The sequence below is a fragment of the Bacillus sp. Xin1 genome, assembly GCF_013314535.1.
Lineage (GTDB): Bacteria > Bacillota > Bacilli > Bacillales > Bacillaceae_G > Bacillus_A.
Genome location: NZ_JABUAE010000012.1, coordinates 1 through 20,110, shown reverse-complemented (window position 1 = coordinate 20,110; position 20,110 = coordinate 1). Strand labels below are relative to the sequence as shown.

Annotated in this window: 20 protein-coding genes and 1 pseudogene; 15 read left to right on the top strand and 6 right to left on the bottom strand. The window is 35.5% G+C overall.

Annotated features, from left to right (window positions below; genetic code table 11):
* The first annotated feature begins 74 nt into the window (after positions 1-74).
* From HRG09_RS13085 to HRG09_RS13075, 3 genes are all read left to right on the top strand, one after another.
* Complete coding sequence (locus HRG09_RS13085; RefSeq protein ID WP_174101209.1) at positions 75-755, top strand: lysoplasmalogenase; 681 nt, start codon at positions 75-77, stop codon at positions 753-755.
* Positions 756-1,084: 329 nt separating this feature from the next.
* Entirely contained in the window at positions 1,085-1,618 is a 534-nt protein-coding gene (lepB, locus tag HRG09_RS13080) for a signal peptidase I (protein WP_174101208.1), read from the top strand.
* Positions 1,619-1,632: 14 nt separating this feature from the next.
* Positions 1,633-2,055, top strand: coding sequence for a hypothetical protein (locus HRG09_RS13075; RefSeq protein WP_174101207.1), 423 nt, complete (start codon positions 1,633-1,635; stop codon positions 2,053-2,055).
* Positions 2,056-2,116: 61 nt separating this feature from the next.
* On the opposite strand, the gene HRG09_RS13070 is transcribed toward HRG09_RS13075, so the two are convergent.
* Complete coding sequence (locus HRG09_RS13070; protein ID WP_174101206.1) at positions 2,117-4,894, bottom strand: coiled-coil domain-containing protein; 2,778 nt, start codon at positions 4,892-4,894, stop codon at positions 2,117-2,119.
* A 433-nt stretch (positions 4,895-5,327) separates the two neighbouring features.
* Between HRG09_RS13070 and HRG09_RS13065 the strand changes: the two genes are divergently transcribed.
* Positions 5,328-5,924 carry a DedA family protein gene (locus tag HRG09_RS13065; protein WP_174101205.1) on the top strand — a complete coding sequence of 199 codons (597 nt, stop codon included), beginning with the start codon at positions 5,328-5,330 and terminating at the stop codon, positions 5,922-5,924.
* A gap of 8 nt (positions 5,925-5,932) precedes the next feature.
* Here HRG09_RS13065 and HRG09_RS13060 read toward each other — a convergent pair whose 3' ends face one another.
* The 3 genes from HRG09_RS13060 to HRG09_RS13050 all read right to left on the bottom strand — a co-directional run bounded on the left by HRG09_RS13060 (position 5,933) and on the right by HRG09_RS13050 (position 7,236).
* Positions 5,933-6,361 carry an EamA family transporter gene (locus HRG09_RS13060; protein ID WP_174101204.1) on the bottom strand — a complete coding sequence of 143 codons (429 nt, stop codon included), beginning with the start codon at positions 6,359-6,361 and terminating at the stop codon, positions 5,933-5,935.
* 158 nt (positions 6,362-6,519) lie between these two features.
* The gene (locus HRG09_RS13055; protein ID WP_000817786.1) at positions 6,520-6,666 is read right to left on the bottom strand and encodes a BH0509 family protein; all 147 of its coding nucleotides are present in this window, start codon (positions 6,664-6,666) and stop codon (positions 6,520-6,522) included.
* A 153-nt stretch (positions 6,667-6,819) separates the two neighbouring features.
* Complete coding sequence (locus HRG09_RS13050) at positions 6,820-7,236, bottom strand: pyridoxamine 5'-phosphate oxidase family protein (protein ID WP_174101203.1); 417 nt, start codon at positions 7,234-7,236, stop codon at positions 6,820-6,822.
* A 170-nt stretch (positions 7,237-7,406) separates the two neighbouring features.
* On the opposite strand from HRG09_RS13050, the gene cax reads away from it, so the two are divergent.
* Positions 7,407-8,462 carry a calcium/proton exchanger gene (gene cax / locus HRG09_RS13045; RefSeq protein WP_174101202.1) on the top strand — a complete coding sequence of 352 codons (1,056 nt, stop codon included), beginning with the start codon at positions 7,407-7,409 and terminating at the stop codon, positions 8,460-8,462.
* A gap of 280 nt (positions 8,463-8,742) precedes the next feature.
* On the top strand, positions 8,743-9,540 hold the full coding sequence (locus HRG09_RS13040; RefSeq protein ID WP_174101201.1) for a YfkD famly protein: 798 nt from the start codon (positions 8,743-8,745) through the stop codon (positions 9,538-9,540).
* A gap of 46 nt (positions 9,541-9,586) precedes the next feature.
* On the opposite strand, the gene yfkAB is transcribed toward HRG09_RS13040, so the two are convergent.
* The gene (gene yfkAB, locus HRG09_RS13035) at positions 9,587-10,714 is read right to left on the bottom strand and encodes a radical SAM/CxCxxxxC motif protein YfkAB (protein ID WP_174101200.1); all 1,128 of its coding nucleotides are present in this window, start codon (positions 10,712-10,714) and stop codon (positions 9,587-9,589) included.
* 258 nt (positions 10,715-10,972) lie between these two features.
* On the opposite strand from yfkAB, the gene HRG09_RS13030 reads away from it, so the two are divergent.
* Positions 10,973-11,155 (top strand): SE1561 family protein, encoded by a 183-nt coding sequence (locus tag HRG09_RS13030; protein ID WP_002174720.1) that lies wholly within the window; start codon positions 10,973-10,975, stop codon positions 11,153-11,155.
* A 160-nt stretch (positions 11,156-11,315) separates the two neighbouring features.
* On the opposite strand, the pseudogene HRG09_RS13025 reads toward HRG09_RS13030, so the two are convergent.
* Positions 11,316-11,710: pseudogene (locus HRG09_RS13025) on the bottom strand (transposase); the annotation flags it as partial.
* A 125-nt stretch (positions 11,711-11,835) separates the two neighbouring features.
* On the opposite strand from HRG09_RS13025, the gene HRG09_RS13020 reads away from it, so the two are divergent.
* From HRG09_RS13020 to HRG09_RS12985, 8 genes are all read left to right on the top strand, one after another.
* Positions 11,836-12,288, top strand: a complete 453-nt coding sequence (locus tag HRG09_RS13020; RefSeq protein WP_174101199.1) for a hypothetical protein — start codon at positions 11,836-11,838, stop codon at positions 12,286-12,288.
* Entirely contained in the window at positions 12,269-13,150 is an 882-nt protein-coding gene (locus tag HRG09_RS13015; RefSeq protein ID WP_174101198.1) for a tetratricopeptide repeat protein, read from the top strand. The genes HRG09_RS13020 and HRG09_RS13015 overlap by 20 nt, the downstream gene beginning before the upstream one ends.
* Positions 13,151-13,164: 14 nt before the next feature.
* Positions 13,165-14,421 carry an AAA family ATPase gene (locus HRG09_RS13010; RefSeq protein WP_174101197.1) on the top strand — a complete coding sequence of 419 codons (1,257 nt, stop codon included), beginning with the start codon at positions 13,165-13,167 and terminating at the stop codon, positions 14,419-14,421.
* A 179-nt stretch (positions 14,422-14,600) separates the two neighbouring features.
* Complete coding sequence (gene fumA, locus HRG09_RS13005; protein WP_174101196.1) at positions 14,601-16,124, top strand: class I fumarate hydratase; 1,524 nt, start codon at positions 14,601-14,603, stop codon at positions 16,122-16,124.
* Between the two features lie 129 nt (positions 16,125-16,253).
* Positions 16,254-17,036 carry a delta-lactam-biosynthetic de-N-acetylase gene (gene pdaA, locus HRG09_RS13000; protein ID WP_174101195.1) on the top strand — a complete coding sequence of 261 codons (783 nt, stop codon included), beginning with the start codon at positions 16,254-16,256 and terminating at the stop codon, positions 17,034-17,036.
* Positions 17,037-17,095: 59 nt separating this feature from the next.
* Positions 17,096-17,959 carry a DNA-3-methyladenine glycosylase family protein gene (locus HRG09_RS12995; RefSeq protein WP_174101290.1) on the top strand — a complete coding sequence of 288 codons (864 nt, stop codon included), beginning with the start codon at positions 17,096-17,098 and terminating at the stop codon, positions 17,957-17,959.
* 10 nt (positions 17,960-17,969) lie between these two features.
* Positions 17,970-19,355, top strand: coding sequence for a 23S rRNA (uracil(1939)-C(5))-methyltransferase RlmD (gene rlmD, locus HRG09_RS12990; RefSeq protein ID WP_174101289.1), 1,386 nt, complete (start codon positions 17,970-17,972; stop codon positions 19,353-19,355).
* Positions 19,356-19,684: 329 nt separating this feature from the next.
* Positions 19,685-20,110 (top strand): peptidoglycan-binding domain-containing protein (locus HRG09_RS12985; protein WP_174101194.1); only part of this gene is annotated, 426 nt, incomplete at its 3' end.

Here is a 20,110-nt window from a genome sequence, read left to right as displayed (position 1 = left end):
TTTAAAATTTTAGAGGAAAAAAGAAGTTATATCACGAAGTACATTATTATCTGTTCATTAGAGGAGCACATATTATGAATGAAATTTATATATTATTAATTGGGCAAGCCCTTTTATTTGTTTTGGGAGCATTTTTTGCAATGGCGAAGACAAGACAAACTAACAAAAATGAGCCGTTACCATTATTGATTCGTCTCACGCTTAGTTTTTCTTTAACAGGAGGTGCGATTTGGATTTGGTTACAAAATCCATCTGTAGAGTACCGACAGTGGGCTGCAATTGGTATGACTTTATCTACGGTTGGTGATTTATTCATGGCGGGGCTCATACCGTTTGGGCATCGGCTAATCGGTGGTATGGTTACATTTGCAATTGCGCATTGTTTTTATGTAACGGCATTTTTACAAACGGGTATTTCGTGGAAGGGATTCTGGATTGGTGTAATTGCCTACGGTCTATTTTTAATAGTTGGCTGGTTCTTTTTTATTCGGAATCAAGGGCAAGATAAGTTGTTTACAATTGGTGCGCTCGTATATGGTTTATGGGTTGGTGGAATGGCATGCTTTGCATTTGCATTATACTATGCCAATAGCGGAATATGGTGGATCCCAGCATTCGGTGGGTTACTATTTGTGATTTCTGATTTTATTATCGGTGTGACAGATATTGGCGGCCGCAAAGTAAAGTATGATCCGCTTTGGATTTGGCTAACATATGTTGCTGCACAGATGTGTATTATTTATGCTGGAATATAGAGTGAAATTGTAATCGGTGGGGGCTCTTCATCCCCCACCGATTACTAGCTCTCACCAATCGGGCTTTTACTGCACGAAAATAGCGGGATAAAAAATAGAGAACTGCTTGTGAAAAGCGGTTCTTTTTCTATAGGTGCAGTGGAGTATCTTTTATTCATTATTAAGCTTAACCAATTAGAGCTTTGTAGTTACTTTGTTATTACTAAACATTGAAATCTGTATGATCAATCACTGATGTAGGATAAGTAATACGAATAATTAACAGAGAATATAGAATTTATTTACAAATGGATCTTATAATGGAAGGATAAGAGAGAAAGGGGAAATAAATGAAAAAGAAAAGTCGCTTTTGTGAACTTTTTGAAATAACGGCAATTGCGTGTTTATTATTTTTTTTAATGAAGATTTTTGTGTTTTTTCCAACAACTGTACAAGGAGCATCTATGAGGCCAACATTGCAAGATGGGGATAAGGTAATTATTAATAAGTTAGCAAAGAGGTTTGAGACTTATGAGCGTGAAGATATTATTGTAGTAAAGACTGATAACTTTTATGTAAAGAGAATTATTGGGCTTCCAGGAGATGTAATTGAGATGAAAAATGATCAATTATATGTAAATCATCAGGTAAAAAGTGAACCTTATCTGGATAAGAATAGAGAGCATGCGAAACAACTTCTTATTAACTTAACTGAAGACTTTGGTCCTATTACAATTCCAAAGGATAAGATTTTTGTTATGGGTGATAATCGGTTAGTGAGTAAAGATAGTCGTAACGGCTTAGGGCTGATTCATAAAACGGAAGTGCTTGGAACATTAACAGCAATCTATTATCCGTTTGATCATATGAGAATTGTGAACTAGAAGGAAGTGATAATATGGAGGATATTATTGGACACATTCTAGTAGGGATTGGTCGGGCAGTAATTGCATTAGGTGAAGTGTGTGTTGATGCGGGGAAAGGCATTGTTAGAGGAACGATTGGTGTTGTAAAAGTAGCTGGGGACTTTATGTTAGATGAAGTGGTAGAGAAAGTGGTGGAGAGGTTATTTGAACGAGAAAAACGGAAAAAGAAAAGAATGAAGAGGCATGTGGAAAAATTAAAGAGGTATGCATGGTTTAAAGTTTTATATGAGGATAAGTGCTGCCAGGAAGTTCTAGATTATAATGAAGCATACAGAAATTTATTAAGTAAACGTCGGTATATACATAAGTTAATTCATAAAGAAGAAGAGAGAAAGAAGTTCATTCAGCGTGTAAGAGTTGATGCAAAGGTTAATAATGTTATTTGGGATATGTGAGATAGAATGTAAGCAAAAAACCAAGCAATTGTTATGATTTGCTTGGTTTTTTTGTTCTTATTTAAATTGTTGGTGCCTTGTTACTTTCTATTTTTGTTGAAGTCGGTTTATTATTTAGCATGAATTTGTATTGTAATAACTGCAATTTAAATAATGTTAAAGGATCGTGATATGTTTCTGGATTTGTTTTTAGTTTTGTTAATGCATTTTCATCCTGATTTATTTCGAGATGTGTTGCTTCTACAGTCTGCTTTAATATGCTAAGAGGTTCTTTAAAGAACATCATAATGTCACGTTCTAATGAGCTTTCAAATAATTCAAATTGAAGGAAGAACTGTTCAGAAATCGTTGTTGTTACATCTATATAGTCTTCGGTCTCAATATAGTTTTTGTATTTGTTGTAAAGCATGGATTGATTTTTTTGCATGTTACCGAATAGTTTTCCAGCACTTTTTAATAGAAATTGTGTTGGTGTGAAGCGTAGTAAAATATTTACGTCATCAACTTTAATTCGGTTTGTCATTCTTGCAACATCTCGGCGCCAATCATCAAGTAATTGAAAATCACATGGTAGTTTCATTCGTTCTTCTTTGTATAATTTATTAAATGCTTCACTCATTTCATCTAAATAAGATTGACTTTGAATAAATTCGTTATGTGCTTTTTCAATCCATTCCTGAATAGAATGCGTAAATTTAGGTAATATCACTTGTTGCAAATGTTTTTGTATTCTTTCATTCATTGCTGCATTTAGTTCTTCAGGAACTTGTTTAAAGTCACTATCTTCCTGAATTAAATCAGAGCAGCTCTGCAATAATTCAGGAATTTGATCTTGAAGGTCATGTATAATTTCATCTTTTGTTAAACGATATGAGTCTGTGATAGAGCAAGTTTTATCTTTTTGAATAGCAGTTAGGTTATTAATAAAGCCAGTTAGTTTTACTAAAAGGCGCTTGTTCGAACCGATGGACTTCTCTAACGTATTTTCTAATTGTACGCGTTCATTTAAGAGATACGTGATAGTCTTTTGAATAAACCATAATAGTTTTTCTGTGCGCTCGGTTTCTATATTTCTATTATTAAAGTTTGAAGTAATGGATTCTGTTAAATTACTTAGCTGCTCGCTGCTCTCTTGTAAAGGCGAGTAAGGAAATACGTGTGCATTTGGAAAATGTACATGTATTTTAGACTCGATTTCAATTAGCTCTTTATTTGTCGCTTCCTCATTAAGAGTGGTATCGGTTTGATTTAAAACAAAATGAACTTGTAAAGTTGGTAGTTGTTCTTGCATGTACAGAAGTGTATCAATTTCTTCATCAAGTAAAGATGAAGAGGCTTTAAGAACATATAATAGATTATCAGCTGCATGTAAGTGATCTAGATTTTTGTTATTGCCAGTGCCATCAAAAACTGGTGTAACGATAAATGAGAATTTATTTTTTCGTAAAAACCTACATGGAAGTTTAAATTCAATACATTTCTGTCTAGATTCTACTTTTGAAGGAATGTCCATCATTTTGTAAAATTCATCCAAATTAGAAGTCTTTCGTATTGTTAAATCTGTAAGTTCTGTAATTTCTGTCTGTGCATTATCCTTAAATACGATAGCGGCTTCAGGTGAATCTTTTAGTATACTTTCCCCTAATATAGAATTGATAAAGGCTGATTTACTAGTACCATTTGTACCTATAACGAGAACTTGTTGTACGTTTACATCAGAAAGTTCCTGAACAAGCCATGTGAAAGAATGGCTTAAGTCTACATCATTCTTTTCTGCCCATACGACAATCGTTTCAAAAAGATTTGAGACATTGTCTAGGTCAACTGCGTTATATATTGTGGAACTAGAAAGTAGCGTTTCAGCGCTTTTTACAAGTAATGTATCAAGACTCTTAGGTGAAACTTTATTCCATGCTACTGTTGCAGCAGAAACAAATAGAGAATGTTCTGTTTTTGTTAAGCTAAACCAATTCGTCAACAAGTCTGGAATAAGTTCTTGCAGTCCATGCATCAAGTATTGTCCTGTAATTAATTCGCAGTATGTGTCTTGATAAAGCGTAACAATTTCATCCCATGCGTCGTAAGAATCTACTTCGACATGTAAAAACAGGTGATTGATTGTTTGAATCCATAATAAGTAGGTTGATTCATCTTGATAGCTTTTCCAAAGAGAAGAGGCCAGTTGTTTAAATTGAATTGAATCGACTGTATATAAAACTTTTAATGCTTCATAAAAATATTTTGGTTTCATTTGTTTTGTGAATCCTTGATTCACATAATTTGTTAAAATCTCAAACCAGTGTAATGATTTCGTCCGAATTCCTTCTTGCACAGCAAGGTCAATCGCATTGTTCCGATCCTGCTGTTTTTCATAAAAGGAGCGAGCGATAGCAGTGATATTTGGATAGTCTGGTTGGAAAGAAACAGCTTCACTAATGACCTTAAAAGCAAGTCCTAAACGATTTTGTTCCATGTACAGAGAAAGAAGTTGTAAAGACACTTCCATTGTTAATGTGACGTCTTCTGTTTGAATCGATGTATAAATTTCTTCAGCCATTGAAAATAATCCTAATTCAAAATAAGCGTCTGCTATATTTTTTTTGGCCCATAGAGAGAGGTCATTGTTTACTTTCTCCCATTTGAAAATGGCTGTTTCGAAATCTTTCTGGTGATAATAAATTTCTCCTTGTGCGAAACGAATGTTAGAGATATTAGAAAATTGATTTTGAGCTTCATTTACATATGCTTCTCCAAGAACTTGAGGAGCTTGAATAGAATCCTGTTCAGTTAAGAATGTTTCATAGTATACCTTTTGAATCAATTGTTTTTCTATGGTCATGTTTTTTCCCCCTATATAATTTAGAAAAATGATTTTTATGTAAAAGGGTGTATAGTACTCTATATAGACAGAAGCTGCATTTTATAGTTTTAAATATATGTTTATTGCCTATATCATTTTCCTTGAGAGTCAAACCGTTGCTAAATGTAACTTTTCTTTATTGTAACAAAAATCAAGCTTGTGAAGTCGGATTTTCTTATAATTATGAAGTGAAGTATAGATTTATCCCGCTATTGGTGAACAATAGGCACCAATACCTCAAGATTTTGAAAATTGATGATTAAAAACAGTGAGAGATTTCATTACAGATCAAATGAATAGGAGTAGAGTTCATTATAAAAACGATGTATAGTGAATATGTATACCATGTTTGCTAAAAAGATAGAGAGGGCACAATATGGAATAACGATCGTGCATAGGATGTGTCATCCGAATGGAACAACATATTGGTGAGTTAATCGCACATTATGGATATTTCGGAATTATTATAGCTCTTGCGGGTGGAATTGTAGGCCTGCCAATACCAGATGAATTTTTACTGACGTTTGTTGGTTATAATATTTCGAAAGGAACTATGTCAGGGACAGCTGCTTTTCTAAGTGGAATGGCAGGTGCGATACTTGGAATTACTTTAAGTTATATACTTGGGTTAAAACTTGGACTTCCTGTATTAAAAAAGTATGGTCCGAAGATACGAATTAAAGAAAAGAAAATTGAAAAAACACATGTTTTGTTTGAAAAATATGGTCCCTTTTTATTAATGATTGGATACTTTATACCGGGGGTTCGTCATTTAACTGCATATTTTGCTGGTATGTCGAATTTAACGTTTTGGAGATTTTGTCTATACGCATACGGTGGTGCTCTCATCTGGATTAGTGTTTTTATTGGACTTGGATGGAAGCTTGGAGAGAAATGGCGCTTTGTTGAATATAGTTTGCATCATTATGGGATTTGGATTGTAATTATCTCAGTAATCGTCATACTTATTGTATGGTTCTACATAAGAAGGAAAAAAACCGCTAATTAAGCGGTTTTTTAGCTGAAAGCAATAAAGAGAACACCTGCTGTAATACATACAACACCCATTCCAGTCATGAAGTTTAAATTTTCGCCTAATATAATCATTGCAAGAATAATTGAAAATACAACGCTTAATTTATCTACAGGAGCAACTTGTGAAACCTTTCCTGTTTTTAAAGCGAGAAAATAAAATAGCCATGATGAGGCACCAGCTATACCACTTAAGGTGATAAACAGCAATGCTTTTTTATTCATTAGAACGTCACCGATATTTTGGAATTTTCCTTGTATCATAATTACGCCTATCATGAATAGTGCCATGATGATTGAACGGATAGTTGTTGCCACATTGGCATCGATTCCTTCTAAACCAAATTTCCCGAAAATGGATACAAGTGCTGCAGCAATTGCTGATAATAATGCGAATAATAGCCATGAACTCATAGTAAAATTCCTCCAGTCTGGTACCATTATACATGAAAATGGTTCTCAAGTATAAATGAAGATCATTAGTATTCGGATATACGGATGTTAAATTCGTGTTGATATAGAAATATAACTATAAAAGAGCAAAGCCCACCTAACAGGTGGGCTTTGCTCTTTTATTCTGCAATTTCTTCATATAAAAAGTACGTTACATTATAAATATGTTCTACTTCATCATCTGTCATAAATAAAAGTTCATCACGTTCAATTCCTTTTTTCTTTTCGATAAACTCAATCATGTTTTTCCGTTCTTCTCTTTTCATCATTTTTATTTCTCCTCCCAATCTGTTTTAATACAGTTTATTTAAGTTACTGCTATTATATAACAGAATCTTTAGAAAGTTCCAGCTTTTTTATATTTTTTTACTAAGAACTTTTCGACAAAACAAGCCCTGTTAACAGGGCTTGTTTTCGTACTATAGTCGTAAAAACTCTGGCTGAGTCGTACCATCGCTATCGATGTAGTAAATTGTATTTGGATTAATTTTTATCAGAACGTAGTTTGGATCTTCAGCCCCTAGTAGCCAACGTTTTAAACTATTATTCCAAAATTTATGTTTTAATGTTGGATCTTCTTCAATTGAGGCAGTGCCTTCTACTTCAATATAATCTTCATCCCATTTCTTTCCTTCTCGTCCAAGCAGTACATGAACATTTGGGTTCTTCTCAATATCTGTTAATTTTTTTGAATTACGATCTGTTGCGACGTATAGCACAAAATCTTCATGAAAAAACATCATAAAACAGCTGTGGGGTTTATTCTCACGAACGGTGGCTAATACACCTGTTCTTTGTCCTTGAATAATAGTTGCGATTTTTTCTTTTAAGTGCATTTTTTTACCCCTTTCTATTATTTGAAATTTTTGTGTGAAAAAATTTATGATCTTATATACTTTTTTCTTCAATCCCATTTTTTAAACGTATTTGTGATGAAATGGGACAAGTTAGGAAAAGAATAAGGATAGTAGTGAGGAGAAATACATACGATGGAAGGATGGAGAATATGTTCAATAAAATTTTCTTAATACTTGCACTGGTGGGTGTACCACTTTCTGTACTTGGAAATACATTGCATTGGCCACAAACAATTATGTTTGCTGTATATTGCGTTACCATTATTGCTCTTGCTGCTTTCATGGGAAGAGCGACGGAAAGTTTAGCTATTGTTTCTGGACCAAGAATAGGTGGATTATTAAATGCAACCTTTGGGAATGCAGTTGAGCTTATTATTTCAATTTTTGCATTGCGAGCAGGATTAACAGAAGTTGTACTTGCTTCACTAACAGGTTCTGTTCTTGGAAACTTATTACTAGTTGGCGGTCTTTCCTTTTTCGTAGGGGGACTCAAGTATAAAAGGCAAAGTTTCAATGTTTATGACGCAAGACATAACTCTGCCTTACTAATATTTGCAGTTGTCGTGGCATTTGTTATTCCCGAAGTTTTTTCGATGAAGATGGGAATAGAGAAAACATACCAGTTAAGTATTGGGGTTTCAATCATCATGATCATCATGTATTTAGCAGCACTGTTTTTTAAGCTAGTTACGCACCGTGGTGTATACCAGCATAAAAGTGATGAAGTAGAGCATGAGGAAGAACCGGAATGGTCAAAGGGGAAAGCTTTGCTTATTTTGGCAATTGCAACAGCGGCTGTAGCTTATGTATCAGAGGCACTTGTTCATACATTTGAAACAGTCGCACAATCATTTGGCTGGTCGGAATTGTTTATTGGGGTTATTATTGTTGCCATTGTTGGGAACGCAGCTGAGCATGCCTCTGCAATTATTATGGCTTATAAAAATAAGGTGAATATTGCAGTTGAAATTGCAATCGGTTCTACATTACAAATTGCCATGTTTGTTGCTCCTGTACTCGTATTATTATCGATGTTCTTTACAATGAAAATGCCCCTTGTATTTACAATACCAGAACTTGTAGCGATGATTACTTCTGTCTTTTTAACAATTGCAATTTCAAACGATGGCGATACGAACTGGTTTGAAGGAGGAACATTATTAGCTGCTTATTTCATTATGGGAATTGGTTTTTACTTGTTATAAAAAATTTGGATAACAATATTATGCAGAGAAAACAATAGAGGTAGTTAGTATGTAAAATTTGATTTTTTGACATATAAATCGTGGTTATGAAGAGTAGATAGTAATCTACACGGATTGTTTCTCTTTGTTTTCACCTGGTATGAGGTAGTAAGAAAATCTGACCGTTTCTATGCATGGCTGGATGTTCTCTCCCTTGAAAAGAAAAGTTTTTCGTTTTTAAATTTGTATTTATATGTCTATTTAAAAGTATGCATTCTTAAATTAGGAAGGAGTAAAGCAGATGAAACGAGTGTATAGCATATGTCTTTCAACTATGGTCTCGTTTATTTTATTATTTCCTTGCAGCAGTTTTGCAAAGACAACAGTAAATGTAAAGATGCCTTCATCTGTTTTGAATATTTCAAAAGGCAATACCTATCCAAATACAGTGCAAGATTTGCCGCATTTGCAGCCAAGTCAACTTGCGAAAGAATTGCTGAAAACATCGGATATTCGTATTGAAAATCCACATTTAATTCGAATGTTTAATGAAACTTCGATTTCAAACGCTCCTCTTGCAGTGGGATATAGGGCGAAAATTTATTTGGGACAATGGCCTTTAAATTATGAATCAACAGATACAACAATGAATTGGGAATATAAGCAAGTGAATCGTAATGTGTATGACAACCGTGGTGTAGAAAAATTATATCCACTTCGCTACAAACAAGAAGCACAAAAAACTGTAGAAGGCGGTTTAACAGCATATATTAAAGATGCAGAAGATGTTAAAAAAATGATTCTTTTAAAGGCAATGGAAAAGGTTCAATTACCGCTTTCTTTTAAAACAACCATTGGTTACGGGACAGGGAATGAGCGTGTATATAATATCAGTCCTAAACAACTTGGATATTTATATGCATATACACCAGCAGTAAATGAAAAAGGAAAAGTTACATTCGGAGAAGTGTATCTTGTTTTAAAAGGAAACCAAAAGAAGCTTGTGATTAAAAATATTACGTCACAAGGAATTGGGGCTGCGATTCCAATTCAAGATTATTTGTCTTTTAAATTTGTTTCTTCACCTCATCCACAATAGTAGGATAAATACAAAACCGTCAGCCTAATTGGCTGACGGTTTTGCATTAAAGTATAAGGTTGGATTCCTTTGTTAAGAAATCCTCAGTTGGATAATAGCTATTTTTTACAAGGATATTTGGTCCAAGGCATTTTACAGCAGGGCAGTGGCAGCTTAATGATTTCGCTGTTTTTGAACTAAACCATTTGTCATAGGCTTCTTGTAATGTGTTTGTTTGAACGTTACCAAGTAGTGGAATATCACCAAAGTCTGTTACGATAATACTCCCATCAAAAATATTTACATTTAAGCGGGAACGCCCATCTGGATCATTTCGGACAGTTACGTTTTTACTTGTGTGTAGTTTTTTTAATGTAGCTAAATCACGCTCATCATCACTACATGCATAGAAAGGTAGTGTACCAAATAACATCCAAACGTTTTCTTCACGAATATCTAATAAATGCTCGATTGCACTTCGGATTTCATCTTTTGTTAAAATTTCAAGGTTGCTAGCAAAATCACTTGGATACATAGGGTGTACTTCATGACGTTTACAGCCCATTTCTTCGACGATTTGACGGTGAATGTGTTCGATATGTGGTAAAGTACGTTTGTTTAACATTGTTTCTGCTGATACAAGAACACCTGCATCTGATAAAGCTTTACTATTTGTAATCATTCTTTCAAATAGTAAAGCGCGTTGTTCATAAGTAGGTTTGCGCTCCATCATTGCAAATCCACCTTCAACGAAATCATCAATTGTTCCCCAGTTATGTGAAATATGCAACACGTCTAGATAAGGAATAATTTGTTCGTAACGGGCTAAATCTATAGTTAAGTTTGAGTTGATTTGAGTGCGAACGCCGCGTTCATGGGCATATTTTAAGAGTGGTGTTACATAGTTGTCGACGGATTTTTTTGAGAGCATTGGCTCTCCACCCGTAATACTTAAAGAACGTAAATGAGGAATCTCATCTAATCGTTTTAATAAAAGCTCCATTGGAAGCGGATTTGGATCTTTTGGCTGTAATGTATAACCAACAGCACAATGCTCACAGCGCATATTGCATAACGTTGTTGTTGTAAACTCAACGTTTGTTAATAGTAATTTGCCGTACTCTTCAAGGTCCATATACGCTTCCCATGGATCGTAAGAAGGAGTAATCGGCTTCATTGTTTGTGATATACTCATCTGAAATACTCCTTTGACTATTGAAATAACAATTTGTCCATCCTCTATAATAGAAGAATATAGACGTTTTATAAAGTGAAACTTTTTGTAACAAGAATTTCTTGATTTTCTTATTTCGTTTTAAAAGAGAAAGAAAGCGCATTACATTTCTGTTTATGTAGAATGAAGTGCTGTGACAAAATTGATGAAAATTCATGTTCATGACAATCATTTTTGCGGTATAATAAAAACAACTCGAATAAAAAGGAGAGTGCCTTCGTGGGAAAAGCAATTCAAGATAAAGATTCACAATTAGTATATTTGAAAGAACGTTTAAATATGTTCATCGAAGTAATCGATACAATTGAACCAGAAGAAGTAGAATTAGAAGATGTAGATCGTCTTCTTGCAATGTTAGATGAATTAGAACTGAAATGTGAGCAATTTAAAAAAGACGAATAATATATTAAAGCGGCTGCCAATCATGTTTTGGTAGCCGCTTTTTATATGGTGAAGCTGTCCCAAAAGGTCGTTAAAAACGACCTTTTGGGACAGCTTCTTCTTTTTTACCTTTATATGGATGAAAAAATGCTTTGTGGGAAAGAAAACTGTTGATTACCTCTTATAGCTGTGTGTTTTTAACGTCTTGTTTAGTTGTTGATGCCAATTTCCGCAGATTATGGATAACACAAATAAGACCCTATTTCACTCTATTTTTGGAAAGGCCTCGTAAGAAGAAGCGTTGGAAAAGACGATTGTAGTTTAATATGACAAAACGCAGATTCTACATCTACTTTTCGTTTGTCATATAAATTTTTTACCCTCTTCTGCACTTAAATGTTCTCGCACTTCTTTTTGCTGTTTCTGATTTTTTACAGAGACACTGATGGGTTTTGTTTCTTTTCCTTTTGCACATGTTTCTTGAAATGGAGTCTCCCAACATTCTATATACCGGTAGATTATTTTGATTGTCGTATAGCCATTACTTTTTTTGTTTTCTTTCATGTAAAAAAAGATCCCAAAAGTAGCTATTCAGCTATTTTTGGGACAGCCACCAAGAAAATCTGTTTTCGTTTTCTACTTTACAATTTAAATAGGAAGAAAATATAGTTTATAATATAAAGATGAAGAGGAGGAATTATATGGAATATAAGTTAATGGAGCCTATATTACAAGAAAAACAAGCAAGAGAAACAAAAACGTACAATATTTACAATTTGTTTATTATTGGACTCATTTTTGGAATTATTCCAGTTATGATTTTAGGAACTTGTAATGCGATTTGGTTAAAAGAGTCCAAACAGAAAATATACGGACTCTTTATAATAGGAATAATGACTTTACTAGCAATGTTCATCTGTGCTGCCTTAATTGGCAATATCGATGTGCTGCAGATTGTTTCTCGAATAGCTGCTGCAGTCGTAGCAGGTGCGTATATATATGCAATGCGAGAGCGATTTCGAATTCATAATTTAGTAAATGGAAGCGTAAGGTCATTACGATGGATAGGTCTTATCGTTGGGATAGTTGGTATCATGGCTCAAACGGCATTGTTAGTAGGAGGGGAGATGCTGTATGTCAACTTCACAGAGTGAAACGATGTTGTTGCAAGAGGCGCAGCATTATTACGGGATTGGTCATATTGAAACAGCACAGCAAAAATTAGAAACGCTGCTTTCTTATAATCCGCAGCATGCGGAAGCATTGTACAATTTAGGATGCTGCTATGCAGATTCAGAACAATATGATGAAGCAAAAGAGCTTTGCATATTAGCGTTGCAGCATGGTTATAAGCCGGAAGAAGTTTATTATACACTTGGGCATATATATACATACACGAATGAACTTGAAAAAGCGGAGCAAAGCTTTTTGAACGTTCTGTATTCAGATCCTTCCCATGCGCAAGCAATGGCGAAATATGCATTTATTTTATTAAAAACAGGCCATATTGAAAAAGCCAAACAACTCATACAAAAGGCAGTAGAAATTAACCCGAATCATCCTACCGTTCTTCATTATCAATTTGTTTTATTACTTGCAATAGGAACGAAACAAGAAATAGAGAAATCCTTAAAAGATAATTATTATGGATCAAATAACGAAGTTCACTTTTTAGTACAGTTAGGAATCCATGCAGCAACAAGGAAGAGGTATAGAGAAGCATACAAATATTACCGACAAGCGTTTTTGTTGGAACCTAATAATAAAGAATTACTTGAAATCTTAGAAGAAGCGGAAGAACTGATTCATCCGATTTTCTTTCCGAATGTTCTTGTGGATAAAGTGGGTGGTCCGCTTATCTTTTGGGCAATATCTTTTGGAACATTAGGTTTATTCGCTGTATTAGGCTGGGAAAATATAGCTGGAATTGCGATTTTATTTTATCTCATCATTTGTATATGGAGCTGGCTATCTACACCGATGTACAAATTGTATAAAAAAATAAAAAAATCATGACGGGGGAAAACAAGGTGAATAAAATAGATGTGTTAAAGCAAGTGTTAGCACAAGATGAAGAAAATGGATCGGTTTGGTATTTAATTGGAGTTGAGTATAAAGAACAGGGAGATATAGCAAATGCGTTGCAAGCTTTATCGAAAGCCCTTCAGTATGGTGATCAAGAATGGAAGGATAAAGTTGCCGCTGAATTGGGAGCCTTATCACAAGTGCTTACAAGTTCGAAAGAAGCATTACATATAACAGAAGAGGGGAGCCAATTTGAAAAAAACGAGCATCACGTAATAGAGCGAGCTCCGGAAAAGGAAAAACAGTTACATACAGATTATGTAAACAAAAATGTGGAAGAAAATGTGATTCCGATGGACGTGCTTCAAGGTGGAAGAAGTAAGCAAAAACGTGAGCAAGACCAGATTACATTTGAGGATGTCGGTGGTTTGCATGATGTAAAAAAAGCGATTCAAATGAAAATTATTAAACCGTTTACTTCACCAGGATTATTTGAACGTTTTAAGAAAAAAGTTGGCGGTGGCATTTTATTATACGGTCCTCCTGGCTGCGGCAAAACATATATTGCAAAAGCAACTGCAGGGGAGTGCAGAGCACATTTTGCGACGATGAGCATTACCGATATTCTGGATCCGTATGTTGGCGTGAGTGAACAAAATGTACGGGAAATTTTCCGATATGCTCGTTCCAAAAAGCCATGTATTTTATTTTTAGATGAAATGGATGCGCTTGGATTTAACAGGAGCAAAGTATCGGGACATCCAACATTAAGAACAGTCATAGATCAATTGTTAACAGAAATCGAAGGTATTGATACGAATACAGACAAACTATTGTTAATTGGTGCGACCAATATGCCGTGGGATATTGATCCTGCGTTTAAAAGACCGGGTCGCTTTGATAAAATGATTTTCGTTTCCCCACCTGATTTAGAAGCACGGAGCAATATTTTTCAAATTAAGCTGGCAGGAAAACCAAGTTCAATAATAGATTATGATATGTTAGCTAAAGAAACAGAACTGTATTCCGGTGCTGACATTGAAAATGTAGTAGAGCTGGCCGTAGAAAATGTTTTAGGAGAAATTATGACAACAGGTGTGGAGCGAATCATTACAATGAAGGACTTAACCGATGCTATAGTAGAAACGAAGCCGTCCACGTTGGAGTGGTTCCGCACGATTAAAAATTATATTAAATATGCAAATGAGAGTGGTGCATACGATGATGTACAAGCGTATTTAAAAAGATATAAAAAAATATAATCCCTTTCAGACGCTATTGAAATAGAAGGAATAGAAAAAAAAGAGTATAATCAAGTTGTGAAAAATTTCATCTGATCTTAAGAGTCATGAAATAAAAAAGAAAAGACTCTAGAGAATGAAGAGTGGAAATTTCATTATGTAACGTTTTGGTAGCGTTCACAATTGAGGGGGAAGTAACGATGGAAAAGCTTCAAGAAAGTATGTATCAACTAATTGTTGAAACGTCGACGAATTTACCGAAAGATGTTCGCCGTGCAATTCAACGAGCAAAGGAACGAGAAAATGCAGGGACTCGTTCTGCAATGGCACTTGGCACGATTACAAATAACATTAAAATGGCAGATGACAATATCTCGCCGATTTGCCAAGATACAGGGATGCCAACGTTTAAAATCTATACACCAGTTGGTGTGAATCAATTGAAACTGAAAGAGGCCATCTATAGTGCGCTTGAGCGGGCGACAAAGGATGGGAAACTTCGTCCAAACTCTGTGGATTCTCTTTTCGGAGACAATAGTGGTAATAACTTAGGACCAGGTACACCTGTTATTAAGTTTGAGCAGTGGGAGAAAGATTATATTGATGCTCGTTTAATTTTAAAAGGTGGCGGTTGTGAAAATAAAAATATTCAGTACAGCTTACCTTGTGAATTAGAAGGACTTGGACGAGCAGGTCGTGATTTAGAAGGAATTCGTAAATGCCTTCTTCATGCAGTATATCAAGCGCAAGGGCAAGGCTGTAGCGCAGGTGTAATCGGCGTTGGTATCGGGGGAGACCGCACGTCAGGTTATGAGTTAGCAAAAAACCAATTATTCCGTACATTAGATGATGTGAATCCAATTCCAGAATTACAAAAGCTTGAAGATTACGTATTAGAGAATGCAAACAAGCTAGGGATTGGTACAATGGGATTTGGCGGCGAAACAACTTTACTTGGTTGTAAAATTGGCGTATACAATCGTCTGCCAGCTAGCTTCTATGTATCTGTTGCATACAATTGCTGGGCATACCGTCGTCTTGGTGTAACAATTCACCCTGAAACTGGGGAAATTATCGATTGGTTATATCAAGAAGGGGAAAATACGCTTCAGCAAGAAGAAAATCAAGAAAACAGTGAACAGCGTGAAATTGTACTGCAGGCACCAATTACAGAAGAGCAAATTCGTGAACTTCGCGTTGGTGATGTTGTAACAATTAATGGCATGATGTATACAGGTCGCGACGCAATTCATAAACATTTAATGGATAACCATTGCCCAGTAGACTTAAATGGACAAATCATTTATCACTGCGGTCCAGTTGTTGTGAAAGATGAAAATGACAATTGGAAAATTAAAGCGGCAGGTCCAACAACAAGTATTCGTGAAGAGCCATATCAAGGCGATATCATGAAGAAGTTTGGTATTCGTGCTGTCATCGGTAAAGGCGGCATGGGAGCAAAAACATTAGCGGCACTAGCTGAACATGGCGGCGTATATTTAAATGCAATTGGGGGCGCTGCACAGTATTATGCCGAATGTATTAAAGAAGTGAAAGATGTCGACTTCTTACAATTTGGTATTCCGGAAGCAATGTGGCATCTACGTATTGATGGCTTTAAAGCTGTTGTAACAATGGATTCTCACGGTAACAGCTTACACGCAGATGTAGATAAAACATCGCTTGAAAAATTAGCAACCTTTAAAGAACCCGTATTTAAATAAGTAAAAAATGCATCTCGAATCATTCGAGATGCATTTTTTGTTGGCATATATGGAAAAACATGCTCAGCATGAAAGGAATATTGAAAACAGAAACTACAGGTACGATGATATATGGAAAGGAGACTATTTATGAAGCATAAATGGTTATATATAGGTCTCATTTTTTCAATTATAATGGCACTTGTTCCAGTTTCGACTTTCGCGTATACGAATGCACCAAATCACTGGGGGATTCCACGAGCGAAAAATGAGACGCCACCAGATGCTGGGGGGAAATTTACTAATTTAGTCCACAATAATGGTGGCTTTTATTTGGGAGATACAAAGAAAAAGGATATATACTTAACATTTGATAATGGATATGAAAATGGATATACTGCAAAAATCTTAGATGTATTAAAAGAAAAGAAAGTACCAGCCACATTTTTTGTAACAGGTCATTATATAAAAGGGCAAAAAGATTTATTGAAACGAATGGTAAATGAAGGGCATATTGTTGGTAATCATTCACAGACGCATCCAGATTTTACAACAGTAAATGATGCAAAACTTCGTGAAGAATTGCAAAGTGTTACAGATGAAATTAAGAATGTTACTAGACAAAAGGAAGTAAAATATTTACGACCACCCCGTGGGATTTTCAGTGAACGTACATTAGCGCTTGCAAAAGACATGGGCTATTATAATGTATTTTGGTCACTTGCTTTTCTTGATTGGAAAGTCGATCAACAACGAGGATGGCAATATGCGCATAATAATGTTATGAATATGATTCATCCGGGAGCAATTATTTTACTACACGCAGTGTCAAAGGATAACACGGAAGCATTAGCGAAAATCATTGATGATTTACGCGAGAAAGGGTATCATTTTAAAAGCCTAGATGATTTAGTAAAAAGCAATCAACCGTAAGCATGTATGCTTACGGTTTTCTCATGCTATAATGATGTGTAAAAAGGATGGGGAAACGTATGTGGAGCGAACATGTTACGTTAAAGGATTCATACCATTTTGAAGAAGTTTTAAGGCGGCTGTCTTTTGATCCACTTAATGTTGTTCAATTAGAAGAGAGGGTCGTTTATGTTCCACTTCTTATGGATGAAGAACAAATTGTTGTCCGCGTTCAAGGAATTGGTACGCTTCAAAATCCACAATTTTGGGTTTCAAGCCAGACAGGTGAACAAGAGAAGGTTATGAAACGCATCTATTCCATTTTTCAATGGAATGAATCTTTTCAAGATATACAAACCCATTTTAGAAACACATCATTACGTCCGCTTTTTGAAACATATGCCTATACACCACTTATTTTAGAGTTTGATTATTTTGCTTGTCTTCTTCGTTGCATTATTCATCAACAAGTGCATTTGAAATTTGCTACTGCTCTTACAGAACAATTTGTAAAAAGGTATGGAACAGAGAAGAATGATGTTTTCTTTTTTCCAACACCAGAAAGGGTAGCAAATATTTCGGTAGAAGAGCTTAGAAATCAGAAATTTAGTCAACGGAAAGCGGAATATATGATAGGACTAGCAAAACATATTGTGGAAGGTAAGTTAAACTTAGCGGAACTAGAAAAACAAACAGAAGAAGAAGTATCAGCACAATTGTTACCAGTGCGAGGTATCGGTGCATGGACAGTACAAAACTTCTTGTTATTTGGACTCGGGCGGAAAAATATGTTCCCGAAAGCAGATATCGGGATTCAACGTGCACTTCAAGGGTTATTTCAACTAGAAAATAAACCAGATGCTACACTTTTAGAACAAGTGAAACAAGAATGTGAACCATACTGCAGTTATGCAGCGTTATATTTATGGAAAAGTATAGAGTAGAGGTGTAACAATAATGCAAAAGCAACAAGAAAGTAAGTTACAAGTTGGCCAAACGTTTCCTGTGACAATTAAGCGTCTTGGGATTAACGGAGAGGGCGTTGGTTATTTTAAAAGACAAGTTGTTTTCATTCCAGGTGCATTACCAGGGGAGGAAGTTGTTGCAGAGACAACAAAGATTCAGCGTGGCTTTGCAGAGGCGAAAGTAAAGACGATTCGAAAAGCTTCACCGTATCGTGTAAAAGCGCCGTGTCCAATATATGATAAGTGCGGTGGCTGTCAGCTTCAGCATTTAGATTATCAAGAACAGTTAAAGCAAAAGCGCGATATTGTTGTACAAGCGTTCCAAAAATATATGAACAACAGTCTGGAAGAGAAAATTCGTCCAACACTTGGCATGGAAGACCCATGGCATTATCGCAATAAAAGCCAATTACAAGTGGGGCGAAAAGATGAAAAGGTTATTACAGGGCTATATGAGCAAAACTCACACCGCTTAATTGATATTGCTCATTGTATGATTCAGCATAAGGCAACGAATGAAGCAACAAAAGTGGTTAAGCGTATTTTAGAGAAATTAAATATTTCTATTTATAATGAACGCAAAGGAAAAGGTCTTGTACGTACAATTGTAACGCGCGTTGCAGTTCAAACAGGGGAAGTGCAAGTTACATTAATTACAGCAAAAGACGAATTCCCGAATAAAGAGCAATTTATTGTAGAAATACAAAAGCAAATGCCATCAGTAAAATCAATTATGCAAAACGTGAATGGTCGTAAAACATCTGTTATCTTTGGAGATAAAACGTTCCGCTTAGCTGGAAAAGAAGTCATTCAAGAAACACTTGGTGATTTATCATTTGAATTATCAGCACGTGCATTCTTCCAATTGAATCCAGAACAAACTGTTGTCCTTTACAACGAAGCGAAAAAAGCTGCTGCGTTAACAGGAAAAGAAAAAATTGTTGATGCATATTGCGGTGTTGGTACGATTGGGCTGTGGCTGGCAAATGATGCAGCAGAAGTACGTGGTATGGATGTGATTCCAGAAGCGATTGCAGATGCAAGGAAAAATGCGAAGCGTCACGGATTTACAAATACAAAGTACGAAGCTGGAAAAGCAGAACAATGGCTACCAAAATGGGTCAAAGAAGGCTGGCGTCCAGATGTAATCGTTGTTGATCCACCTCGTACAGGTTGTGATGATAAATTACTGGAAACCATTTTAAAGGTGAAACCAAAAACGGTTGCATACGTTTCTTGTAATCCTTCATCGCTAGCACGCGATGTGAAAACATTAATGAAGAGCTATGAAGTGGAGTATGTACAGCCAGTGGATATGTTCCCGCATACGGCGCATGTGGAGAATGTAGTGAAGCTTGTTAGAAAAGAAAAGTAAAGGTGTAACAATGATAGGCCTTATCGAAAAATCGATAAGGCCTAATTTTTATTTAGGATGAATTACCCTGAACCGTATCACAAGTAAATGAGTTTCACTCGTTTCTTGCACCATATACTAAACTTTGAGTTAGAAATATAATATCCATTTTTTCCAAAAAAAAGAGAACCTCATATATACAGGTTCTCTTTTTTTATTGAAAACATGTCTGAGAGTAAGAGGGGAGATTTGGTTTGAAATCATCGAAAGTTTCACATAATAAAACAAAAATATTGGGGGAAAGCAATTTTGTTTTAGATTAAAATTTAAATTTAAGGATGGTGTATTGAATGAAAAAGTGGAAATCAAAAATTAGTTCTCGTAAAAAAAGGGCTAATATAGGTAGGATTTTAGGAAAGAGTATCGGCACTTTTGTGTTAGCTCTCATACTGTTGATATCAATGTCAACAGTAAGTTTGGCTGTTGGTAAAGGAGCACATGGGCCGGATGTTTATGTGATTCAAGGAATGTTGAAATCACTGGGTAGTTACTCAGGTAATATTAATGGTGACTATGATAGCCCCACAGTCAGAGGAGTTAAATATTTTCAAAAACAACATGGGCTACCTGAAACAGGTTCAGTAGATAGTCGCACGTTACAATCAATCATTTATTCTTATTCAAATCTGAAATCACTTTTGGATCCTGGTGGGAAAGGTCCGGGAGCAGGTGAGGGTCCAGGAGCAGGCAAAGGTCCGGGAGCAGGTGAGGGTCCA